Source organism: Paenibacillus oryzisoli, assembly GCF_050467285.1.
GTDB lineage: Bacteria > Bacillota > Bacilli > Paenibacillales > NBRC-103111 > Paenibacillus_E > Paenibacillus_E oryzisoli_A.
Map to the genome: position 1 here is coordinate 487,787 of NZ_JBCMUN010000001.1, position 11,805 is coordinate 499,591.

Annotated in this window: 10 protein-coding genes; all 10 read left to right on the forward strand. The window is 40.4% G+C overall.

The window, feature by feature from the left end; translation table 11 throughout:
• Nucleotides 1–8: 8 nt before the first annotated feature.
• The 10 genes from ABE504_RS01900 to ABE504_RS01945 are packed head-to-tail and all read left to right on the forward strand — an operon-like array spanning nt 9 to nt 11,792.
• A complete protein-coding gene (locus tag ABE504_RS01900; protein WP_430083677.1) occupies nt 9–1,334 on the forward strand; it encodes a lipopolysaccharide biosynthesis protein in 1,326 nt (441 codons plus the stop codon).
• Nucleotides 1,303–2,232: a hypothetical protein gene (locus ABE504_RS01905; RefSeq protein ID WP_430083679.1), complete on the forward strand. Its 930-nt coding sequence runs from the start codon at nt 1,303–1,305 to the stop codon at nt 2,230–2,232. Before ABE504_RS01900 ends, ABE504_RS01905 begins: the two co-directional genes overlap by 32 nt.
• A gap of 52 nt (nt 2,233–2,284) precedes the next feature.
• On the forward strand, nt 2,285–3,622 hold the full coding sequence (locus ABE504_RS01910; RefSeq protein WP_430083681.1) for a polysaccharide deacetylase family protein: 1,338 nt from the start codon (nt 2,285–2,287) through the stop codon (nt 3,620–3,622).
• Between the two features lie 15 nt (nt 3,623–3,637).
• Nucleotides 3,638–4,708 carry a hypothetical protein gene (locus ABE504_RS01915; RefSeq protein WP_430083684.1) on the forward strand — a complete coding sequence of 357 codons (1,071 nt, stop codon included), beginning with the start codon at nt 3,638–3,640 and terminating at the stop codon, nt 4,706–4,708.
• A gap of 5 nt (nt 4,709–4,713) precedes the next feature.
• Nucleotides 4,714–6,045 (forward strand): O-antigen ligase family protein, encoded by a 1,332-nt coding sequence (locus ABE504_RS01920; protein ID WP_430083688.1) that lies wholly within the window; start codon nt 4,714–4,716, stop codon nt 6,043–6,045.
• Complete coding sequence (locus ABE504_RS01925; protein WP_430083691.1) at nt 5,957–7,102, forward strand: glycosyltransferase; 1,146 nt, start codon at nt 5,957–5,959, stop codon at nt 7,100–7,102. Before ABE504_RS01920 ends, ABE504_RS01925 begins: the two co-directional genes overlap by 89 nt.
• A complete protein-coding gene (locus tag ABE504_RS01930; protein ID WP_430083694.1) occupies nt 7,099–8,274 on the forward strand; it encodes a glycosyltransferase family 4 protein in 1,176 nt (391 codons plus the stop codon). Before ABE504_RS01925 ends, ABE504_RS01930 begins: the two co-directional genes overlap by 4 nt.
• Nucleotides 8,271–9,647, forward strand: a complete 1,377-nt coding sequence (locus ABE504_RS01935) for a sugar transferase (protein WP_430083697.1) — start codon at nt 8,271–8,273, stop codon at nt 9,645–9,647. Before ABE504_RS01930 ends, ABE504_RS01935 begins: the two co-directional genes overlap by 4 nt.
• A gap of 41 nt (nt 9,648–9,688) precedes the next feature.
• On the forward strand, nt 9,689–10,762 hold the full coding sequence (gene wecB, locus ABE504_RS01940) for a non-hydrolyzing UDP-N-acetylglucosamine 2-epimerase (RefSeq protein ID WP_430083699.1): 1,074 nt from the start codon (nt 9,689–9,691) through the stop codon (nt 10,760–10,762).
• Between the two features lie 37 nt (nt 10,763–10,799).
• Nucleotides 10,800–11,792 carry a hypothetical protein gene (locus ABE504_RS01945; RefSeq protein ID WP_430083701.1) on the forward strand — a complete coding sequence of 331 codons (993 nt, stop codon included), beginning with the start codon at nt 10,800–10,802 and terminating at the stop codon, nt 11,790–11,792.
• Nucleotides 11,793–11,805: the final 13 nt, after the last annotated feature.

The following is an 11,805-nucleotide window of genomic DNA, read 5'->3' on the forward strand; positions in this document are numbered from 1 at the left end:
AGCGTACTATGAAATTTCTCAAGGGGCTATCTTTGGACCAGTTTATGCGCAATGTCGTTATTTTGGCGAGGGGAACGGTGCTGAGTCAAGTCATCATTCTGGTGACGTTACCTTTATTAACTCGTCTATATAGCCCTGCTGATTTCGGCATTTTCTCTGTATATATTTCGATTATTTCAATTGTACTCGTTATTGTCTCTTTATCCTATGAAATTGCGATTCCCTTGCCGGATAACGATCGAATCGCCTCAAGCCTCGTCAAGCTATCCTTATTATTATGCGTGATCATTAGTATCGTTGGTGGAATTGGCTTTTATTTGTTGCACGCCCAGTTATCACGATGGTTGGATGAGCAGGATATGCAGAACTATGTTTGGTTGTTCGCGCTAAGTTTATTCGGTGCAGGATGTCACCAAATCTTAAATCTGTGGTCTGTTCGAAAAGAATACTTTAATCAACTCTCTCGCACGAAATTTATGCAAAGCATCAGTCAAGTTTCCTCGCAATTCCTCTTAAGTTTTACAAGCTGGGGTGCGCTAGGCCTTATTATCGGTGAACTGCTCGGTCGCGTGACGGGCGTACATTCGCAGTGGAAGCTATGGCGTAAAGATGTTCAGAGGGATAATCTTCGATCGACATGGATGGAAATGAAAGATAGTGCTCATCGGTATCGAAGGTTTCCGCTCCTCTCGAGCTGGTCGAATATTCTTAATAGTATTGGTTTGTATCTCCCAAACATCATACTGGCTGCTTTGTACGGCCCGGTTATTGCGGGACTTTTCACAATGGGACAGCGGTTCCTGGGAGCACCGATCACACTGATTTCCCTTTCAATTAATCAAGTTTATATGTCTGAATTCGCCATTTGTTTGAACCAAAATCCATCTAAAATATATTCATTATTTAAAGGTACAGTCAAAAAGGCACTTATCCTTGGGATTATTATCATCGGAGGCGTCGTCATCTTTGCTCCTATGTTATTCCATTATTTGTTCGGTGATGCCTGGGAGAGGTCGGGTCACTTTATGAGAATTATCTCAATCATGTACTTAAGTCAGTTTATTGCTACTTCGGTAGGAGCAACACTTAGTGTAATGGAGCGGCAGGATCTTCATCTATATAGAGAAGTGATTCGAATCATAATGATTCTTGGATCACTATATCTTGCTCGCCTAACAAATCAAAGTGCGGATATGGCAGTTGCGTTCTTAAGCATTGCGGCCACGCTAGGATACAGTTTACATCTAAGTTTATCTTGGTATGCTGTTCGAAAAATGAGGGGACTGAAAAGGAGCGAGCATGATGCAAGTTCAAGTTCAAGAAGCTTTAGTTAATTGGGCGGAATTTAATAGACAGAAGTGGAAATGCCAGGTTCAGCTGAAGCGATTTCAAGCTCCCAATTCAGATGCGTATTGTGAGAGTATTTTCTTTCTAAATCAGCAAGGAAAGCTATATTTGCCGCCATTAAATTTCTACCATCCTGTTGAATTCTCCCCCACACCGACGAACAAAAGTTATCGTATCCTTCGGCAATGGAATGATGTAGCTGATGTGATGCTAAGAGATATGATCAAGAATGGATCTGATGTCGACTTTGTACTTCCCCCAGAAATTACCGATATTCGACCTTGGATCTGGGCAGGCTTTCAGATCAGTGTCCAATATACCTATAAAATTGAATTTCCATACAAACCTGAAGAGCTGGACAGTCTCATTGTAAGGAAGATAAAGAAGGCTAATTCAGAAGGCTATGTTGTGGAAAAAACGGACAACTTTGAGGACATTCATCAATGCCTAGTCGAAACTGAAACAAGAAAAGGATTCCAGCACCAGTTATCCATTTCGGATATGAAATTGGCAAAAAATTTATTAGGCGAGGAGTCCTTCCGTTCCTATGTTTGTTATAGCAAAGAGGGGGTACCCGTTAGTGCCAATATCATACTCGTACTGAATAAGAAATGTGCTTTAGGTTGGGTATTGGGCACTAAACAAGCCTATCTGTCTCATGGCGTCACGCAGCAATTAATTGATTTCTCCTTTAAGGACTTGTCTTCAGACGGTATAGGGGGGTTTGACTTTTGTGGCGCTAATATTCCATCTGTATCCGAAGCCAAATCGCCCTGGGGAGGCAAGCTAACCCCTTATTATCTTGTAAGGAAACAAGGAATCAAAGAGTTATTTCGAACGGGCAGAGAGTGGATAAATTTCATGAAAAAGCATGGGGGACAATGAAGTGCTGACTATACGATCTCCGTTCAGGTATATACCAGAAAGAGAATATATATTGAAGGTTATTTTTCAAGAGTTTCTAGGTCTTGATTACACAGTTCTATTTGAAGAGCGAAGGGAATTTGAAATTACAATTGAAGGCAATAACGATTCGAAGCTCATAGTAGCAGACGTATTCTTACAAACGGAAGAACGGCTATGGTTACAACAAGCTTCCCTGCCTCATTCTCCGCTGGAAGTGTGGGAGCACGAGTCGTTTGGGACGCTGCCCATTATTTTTGGACAGAGATACCGGAATGGCTCTTACTTTGAAAAACATCCGCAAACGATTCATTGTGGTTTAGATATATTTGGAAGTGCTTTTTTCATGTTAACACGGTATGAGGAGTATGTCATTACAGAGAGAGATCAACGTGATCGTTTCTCCGCGCGCAGTTCCCTTGCTTTTCGAGAAAAATTTCTGCATCGCCCGATTATTAATGAGTATCTAGAAATTTTGTGGGCATGTATGCGGGACCTTTGGCCCCATATGCAGAGATTGCCAAGAAAACAAAGGTTTATTGTAAGTCACGATGTTGATTGGCCCTTTTATGTGGGAGGGAAGACAAACCCAAGAATGATGAAGGAAGTCATGTCAGATGCTTTGAAAAGGCGTGACCTACAGTCTGCCTATGCAAAGGCAAAGGCCATATGGTCGACAAGAAACGGAGACTTAACGAAAGATCCTTTTAATACATTTCGTTGGATCATGGATCAAAGCGAAAAAGCAGGTATCCGCAGTGCATTTTATTTTATCACACAAGAGACTGCCCGTGACTTGGATGGTAACTATTCGATGTATGATCGTGAAATTCAACAATTGCTTTGTGAAATACATGCTAGAGGGCATGAGATTGGGTTGCACCCAAGTTATCACACCTATTCTAATCCTCAAAGGATAAAGCAACAATTTGATATTTTACTCGATGTTATACAAGCTAATGGGATCTATCAGAAAGAATGGGGAGGCAGACAACATTACTTGCGATGGAGTGCTCCTGAAACGTGGCAGCATTGGGAAGATGCTGGTTTAAGTTATGACAGTACATTAAGCTACGCGGATTATCCTGGGTTTCGTTGTGGCGTATGTTACGAATACTCTGTGTTTAATGTAGTGACGAGAAAACCATTAAAACTAAAAGAAAGACCACTCATTGTCATGGAACAGACTGTACTTCATAAGCAGTATATGGGCGTGCAAGGGCAGGAAGCCTTAGAGGTAATTAGAAATTTTCATTCTCAATGCAAGAAATTTAATGGTGATTTCACATTGTTATGGCATAACAGTCAGTTAGTGAAGCCAAAGGAGTTATCGCTGTATGAAGCGTGTATGGGTCTTTTAAAAACAATTTAGGAAAGAAGGTGCACAATGAAATTAGCTTATTTATTTCACTGGAATGAAGGCCCTGAGAGCGGGGTTTTTAAGAAAATATGCGCTCAAGTTAATGAATGGAGAAAGCTGGGGAATGAAGTTAAATTATTTATATTCACCAATAGAAGTATCAATGATTGGCATCTGCACTGCGATCAAATTGAAGTCGTCATGCAGCAATACGATGGATGGCGGAGTAGATTGTCTCAATTTCGAATGTTAGTAGCCCAAATCGAACAATGGAGCCCGGACGCGATTTATCATCGATTTGATCTTTACTATCCCTATTTAAATCGTTTATTGCGTAAATTTCCCTCAGTTCTTGAGATTAACTCAAATGACTTGACAGAAATGAAATCCATATTAGGTGTTAGGTATTGGTATCATCGCCTAACGCGAACTAGAGCTTTAAAAGTAAGCAAAGGGTTCGTTTTTGTAACAAAGGAGCTGGCTGAGAAAAGGCATTATAGTCGATATGTCAAAAGCAAAATTGTGATTGGCAATGGCATAGATTTAGAGAAGTATCCACACACGGAGAGTACTAAAAATGGGCCGACCAAACTAGTGTTTATTGGATCTGCAGGCCAAATCTGGCATGGTATCGATAAAATTATTTTATTGGCAGAAAGCGAGCCAAGCTGGAAGTTCGATATGATCGGTACAGAAAATGTAATGAAAAAAAGCCCCCCCAACATGACCTTTCACGGAAAATTAACGAAGGACCAATACCAACCAATTTTACAGCAAGCAGACATTGCGATTGGAACTTTGGCTTTACATCGAAAGAATATGAAAGAAGCATCTCCATTGAAAGTTAGAGAATACTTAGCTTATGGAATTCCAGTTATCGTAGGCTATCAGGATACTGATTTTCATGACTCCCCCCCATTCATACTAGAGCTGCCCAATGAATCCGATAATATCGTACCTCACTTAGATAAAATAAGAGAATTCTCCATGTATTGGACTGGTAAAAGAGTACCAAGAGAGTCAGTTCAGCATTTAGATACGAAGCAGAAAGAAGCAATTCGTATCGCCTATATGAAAAGTATTGCAGAGAAAAGGTGACAATATTGAGTGTTCAATTACTTATGTTGGGTTGTCTCAGTATTTGTATATTTGTTTTCTTTTTACAATGTGTGATGCAGCTGAATCTGAAGCTAGATGCGGGTTGGATTTTTGGTTTTAGTTTCTTTTTCGATTTAATCGGTTTTCTATACAAAAAATATGTACATGGTAGTTCGCTGTTTCTTCTACTGGCCCTTCCCTTCGTTCTTGTCGGTATAACATTTCTACACAAAAAAAGACTAAGTGAGGGTTTATTCACTAACAAAGGTTTACTGCTATGGTTCCTATTTCTTAGTTATAGCATTATTTCGTTAGGATGGGCATTCAATGATGAGTTAGGTTTTTCCAAACTGCAAATCCTCTTCATTCATGGAATTATACCTGGTATCTACACGTTTATTGTGTACAAGAAATACAAGAAGTTCTCTTGGACTTCGGTAGTTCTGTTTGGCCTTGCGTACTCGATTACTCATCACGTATTCGCACTGTATACGCCAGAATACCCTGGGCGATTAACGCTCCCTGGCGGTAATCCTATTTTCGACGCACGTATTCTATTCGGTGCAGTTACAATAGCGATTTGGGGTAAGCAAATCCCTCTTGTCTTACGAGTAGCGACGATTGGTTTTGGAATTTACTCAGGAATTGCAACGCAATCTAGAGGGCCATTACTGGCATTAGTCATTGCGAATGTGCTTGTGCTCATTTATGTCCTGTACAAGAAATACAAGAATGATCAGCTGCGAATAAGTAAATCGTTCCAGATAGGTGCGCTGCTGTTCCTTATCGTGATCGGTTTTGTTGCCATGCATTACAAAGAACAGGCGCTGGAAGTTATTGGAGGAAGTCGCTTTACGGTATTGGTTAACCAGAGTCAATTAACGGGTGACGCAAACTTTCTGGGGCGAAAGTATTTGCAGATCAATGCATTAAATAAATTTGTCGATCACCCTTTTTTTGGTACGGGATTAGGCGGGGATTCATTAATGGGCAGATTTTATTATCCTCACAACATAATTCTAGAAATTGCGAGTGAGCTTGGTTTAATTGGTATTACCTTATGGGGGATAGCCTTTCTCTACTCTTGTTATATAGCAAGGTTCAGCGGCGTGTTATTGGTATTGCTAATCCAAAGCATGGTATCTGCACTTTTCAGTGGAGATTACGGCTATAACTATGAATACTTATTAGTTGCAATTACTGCATTGGCCTTAGCGCCAAAAGCGAAAGAAAAGGATGTTGACAGGCATGGACAAAATTATCTTTATTTTAACCGGTTTAGACTACGCAGGAGCCGAAGCTCAAGTAATCCAATTGGCAATAGGTTTACAACTTAGAGGCTGGCTCGTTCAAGTCATATCCATGATTAAACCCTCTGCGTATGTCGAGGAGTTAAATGAACTTGGTATCGAACTCTTCACGCTCAACATGAAGAAAGGGGTTCCGGATCCAAGAGCCATCCGAAAACTGAAACAAATCATTAAAAGATTCAAGCCTGATATTGTACATAGTCATATGATCCATGCCAACATCCTGGCCAGGGTTACTCGGGTATTTGTCAAAATACCAGTGCTCGTTTCAACGGCTCATAGTAATAATGAAGGTGGTAAAGCAAGGATGCTGCTCTACAGAGCGACGGATGCTTTGTGTGAAATAACGACGAACGTAAGTCAAGATGCTGTGCAGAGTTACATTAAGAAAAAGGCATGCCCTGCGAACAAAATAATGTTCGTACCCAATGGCATTAATTTGAAAAGATTTAATAAACATGAACAGGACTATAAGGAAATTCGGAGTGAGCTGGGACTTGAGGAAGAATTCATCTGGTTGGCCGTCGGTCGACTTGTTGAGGTTAAGGATTATCATACGATGATCAAAGCATTTGCAGAAGTTGTGAAGTGTAATCCGCATGCCAGGCTGCTGATTGTTGGCGAGGGGGTACTACGAGAAACGCTAGAATCTTATGTCCAATCACTGCAGTTGGAAAATCATATTATGTTTCTTGGTATTCGAAAAGACATTCCTCGTTTAATGAATGCGTCAGATGCATTTGTGATTTCATCGATTTGGGAAGGCATGCCAATGGTATTACTGGAGGCATCAGCGAGTGAGCTTCCAATGGTAGCTACGGATGTTGGAGGTAATGGTGAAGTTGTGGAAGACGGCGTATCTGGGTATCTTGCTCGCCCGGCAGATGCTTCAGATCTTTCGAAAACCATGCAAAAGATGATGTCGTTATCGAAGGATGCTCGGGAAGAGATGGGAAAAAAAGGCCGTGCGTTCGTATTAGCCAAGTATGACATTGATGCGATTGTCCTGCGCTGGGAGTCTATTTACGGTGAACTGCTATCGACTAGAACGCAATATCGAAAAATAGAAAGGGGAATTCAATGACAAACCCTAAAGTTGCCTATGTTGCGACCGTATATTCTCATCTTGCTGTATTTCACATTCCCTTCATCCAACGGCTGAAATCACAAGGTTATGCTGTGCATGCTTACGGTGGTCAAGATCACTGCAAGGTCGACCTACAACAATCGTCAATTGAATGCCGAGATATATCGTTTAGTCGGAATCCGCTAGCGCTTCGAAACCTTAAGGCACTTATTACACTTACAAAGTGGTTTAAGCGCGAGCAGTATGATCTGATCCATGTGCATACACCAAATGCTAGTGTGATTTGTCGCATAGCTGCGAAACTTGCAGGATGTAGGAATGTCGTCTACACAGCACATGGGTTTCATTTTTTTAAAGGCGCTTCCTGGGTGAACTGGCTTTTTTACTATCCAGTCGAGTGGTTAATGGCATTTTGGACAGATGTACTTGTAACGATTAATCAGGAGGATTATGAGCGGGCTAGCAAACTTTCAGTTCGAAAAAAAGCCGCGTATATCCCGGGTGTCGGTGTTGATGTTCAAGCTTATCGGGGTGTAAACGAACAAGTGATAGACAATTTAAGAGATGAGTTGGGAATCAAGAAAACTGATTTTATCGTTCTATGTGTTGCTGAATTAAATCGCAATAAGAATCAAGAGCAACTAATATACAGCGCATATGAGTTGCATAAGAAAGGTGTTCCTGTTCAATGTTTGCTCGTAGGTACGGGAGCCAAGTCAGGATATCTCCGATCGCTTGTCAAGCAGCTCCAAATGGAACATTGTATACACCTCCTAGGGTTTAGGAAAGATATTCCTAATTTAATGCAGCTGGCGGACACGGTTGCCTTATTGTCTAGGCGCGAAGGACTTCCTAAAGTGATATTGGAGGCGCTAGCCGCGGGTAAGCCCATGGTTGTTACCGATGTTCGAGGGAGCAGAGAACTCGTGTCTTCTGGGGTGAACGGATATGTTGTGCCAGTAGGCGGGGACCAAGAGACGATTCAAGCTTTGCAGCTGCTTTATTCGAATCAGGAATTACGTAGAGAGATGGGACGTAATAGCTATGCTCAGGCTAGTCAGTATGATTTGAAACAAATTATGGCGATGCTGGATGAAGTTTATTTCATTCATAACAAGCTGCCTGCTGCATCAGCATCGCAAATTCATGGAGAGGGCTTGGTCATATGAATAACTTAAATCGGTCTAGGGGATTAAAGTGGGTCATTTGTCTGGTGGATTGCATTGTGGTTGCAATTAGTTATCTCCTTGCTTACAGCGTGAGTCGCCAATTAAGCGATTCTGCTGCCACTTTAACTAACATCCTGAATTATATCCCTTGGACTGTGTTAATGTGCATCCTAACATATCAATTTTTTAACTTATATGCATTCGCGGGACGCATCTCGCATTCGAAATATTACTACAATGTCATCATTGCGCATATGATGATCGTTGTTGAATGGATGCTGCTAAAATATGGTATCAAAGCATTAAGCATGACTACTAGTATGGTTCTCATGGCACTGATCATCCAACTCACTTCGATAACCGGCATTAGAATCATGTTATTCAGAGTGCAATCCAAAAAACTTAGTAAAAAAAGAGCGCTTATTTTTGTTAAAAATGTAAGACCGGACAATGGTATGATCCAAAAGGTTTTAACCAAAGGAGAAAAATGGTTTGAAGTGAGCGGTGTCGTTCAGACAGAAGCAGATGGGATAGAGATTAAAGCAGATGCTTTCCAGGATAGTGATTTATTTATCATTAGCCCGGATATTGATCCTGCAATAAAAGAAGAGTTGCTACGATTGGCAGGTATGCAAGGCAAAGAAGTTTTGCTCATTCCAGAGTTCTATGAGCTTTTCATACTAGGTGCAGAAACCCAGCAAATTGACGATATGCTCGTTTATTCGATTCAACCTCCGCATTTGAACCAGTTTGAGAAAGCAATGAAACGTGCTTTGGATTTGATTATTTCGATAACACTTCTCATCTGTACTTCGCCAATCCTCCTATTGATGATGTTCATCATTCCTTTATCATCACGGGGTAAAGCCTTCTTCTTGCAGGAAAGGGTTGGAGAAGATGAGAAGCCATTCAAGATCTTAAAGTTTCGAAGCATGGTAGATAATGCAGAGAAACACACAGGTCCTGTACTTGCTACAGAAAGAGATGCCAGAATCACGAAGATTGGTGCATTCATAAGAGCTACTAGAATTGATGAATTGCCTCAATTGATTAATGTCATTCGAGGAGAAATGAGTTTGGTGGGTCCAAGGCCTGAACGTGCTTTTTTTACGCAGGCTTTTACTAAAGAGTTACCACAGTATCCTTACCGCTTTATGGTGAAGCCTGGTATTACAGGAATGGCACAAGTTATGGGAAATTACAGTACATTGCCGTCAGATAAATTGAGGTACGATTTGATGTATATCAAAAACTATTCGCTGGTTTTAGATTTAAAAATCTTATTTCAAACCATTCTTGTCGTTCTGCATCGGGAGCAATCAAAAGGTATTAAAGTAGAGGACATACAGTTAGGAGTAAAATTAAATGCGTAATGAATGCAAAACAAAAGTATGTATGACGTAAGGAGCAGGGTATGAAAAAAATGATAACCATTGTTGGGGCTAGACCACAATTCATTAAAGTCGCGCCGGTTTCTAGAGTTTTAAGACAAACTTATCAAGAGCTCCTAGTGAACACAGGTCAACACTATGATTTTAATATGTCAGGTGTATTTTTTGAAGAACTGCAAATTCCAAGGCCTGATTATAATTTGGAAGTTGGTTCGCACACGCATGGTAAACAAACGGGGATGATGTTGGGGGCAATCGAAGAAATATTAATGAAAGAAAAGCCTGACGGTGTTTTAGTGTACGGCGATACCAATTCAACACTAGCAGGAGCATTGGCAGCAAGTAAGTTACATATTCCTCTTTTTCATATAGAAGCGGGGCTGAGAAGTTATAACAGACAAATGCCAGAAGAAATAAACCGTGTTATGACGGATCATTTATCAAATTTGCTCTTTGCTCCTACCGAGAGAGCCGTACATAATCTTGCATTAGAGAATATCAAACATAATGTGCGGTTGAGCGGTGATGTGATGTATGATGCAGTACGATACAATTATGAACTCGCTCGCAGTAAGTTTGATGTAAGTAATTTGGGCCAAAGTAAAGGATCCTATTATTTATGTACAATTCATAGAGCTGAGAACACGGATCAGCCAACGAGATTAAAGGCAATTATAAATTCACTTTTTGGCCTGGAGATTCCTGTTCTCTTGCCTCTTCATCCTAGAACGCACAAAATTCTCAAGGGATTAGGGCTTATGGAGGAAATCCATAAACACAAACATATTAAATTGATGGAGCCTGTGTCCTATTTAGAAATGATTATTCTTGAAATGGAGGCAAAAGGAATTATTACCGATTCTGGTGGTGTGCAAAAAGAAGCTTATTTTGCCAAGGTTCCTTGTTTCACATTGAGAGACGAAACAGAATGGGAAGAGACCGTGGAGACAGGGTGGAATACGCTGGTGAACCCATTAACAATGGATCTAAACAAAGTCATGAATCAAAAAAGAATGTCAAGCTATAAAGATGATTTATATGGCAATGGGCATGCATCACAGCAAATTGTAAGTCAATTGGATGCCTTTTTTGGTTAATACTTGTATGGAACTGAACAGGGGGAATAGCATTATTATGCGGAAGGAAAATAAAAAAAAGATACTTTTAACATTTGATTATGAAGTTTTCTTCAGAAAATCGGGAACGTTTGAGTACTGCATTCAAAAACCTGTAAATGACTTGTTAGTATTTTTTGAGACGCATAACATTGGTGCCACTTTTTTTGTTGATGTTTTGTATTATTTAAGATTGCTTGAATATGAGGAAACGAGACCTACTGCAGAACTTCTCAAATCACAATTACAGCGATTAGTTCTTTCAGGCAGCAGAATTGAGCCGCATTTGCATCCTCACTGGCTAGATGCCACTTATGTCAACGGCGCTTGGGAGTTCCCGCATTATCAACGTTACCGTTTACAGGCATTAAATGAATCTGAAATTATAGGTTTGTTTCGTAAGTCTTGCCGTGTTCTAGAAGAAATTGCAGGTGAAGTCCAGAATGATTACAAAGTGATGTCGTATCGAGCAGGCGGTTGGTGTATTCAGCCTTTCGAGCAGTTAAAGAAATCTTTTCTGGAATGCGGCGTGATCGTAGATAGTTCTGTGGCACCTTACATGAAGGGAAGCAGCTCCGTACATAGTTTCGATTTTTCGGAAGTTAAGCCTATGAGTTACTATCGCTTTAATACAGATCCAACCAAGAGTGAACAAAATGGAGATTTAATTGAAATACCGATATCTACCTTCCGATGCAGCAGTTATTCGAAGATAAAAAGAAAGTTCAAGAATAAATTACATCGCAATGAACTGATCCCTTATGGTGATGGAAATGGCATTCCAGTATCTTCTGTAAACAGATTTTTACCTGCCTATGAAATGGTATCGCTTGAACGCATGTTTCCCGGAGACTTATCCCGCATCATTCAACATTCGGAGCAAGATGTTGTAAATATTATTTCGCATCCAAAAGGATTATCGAAAATGTCCTTTCACTGCCTAGACTGGCTCGTGCGGAATAATCATCAATTTATGACAATTAAAGAATATTACGAGCAAGAAGTGATGTAGTGAAAATAAGCCC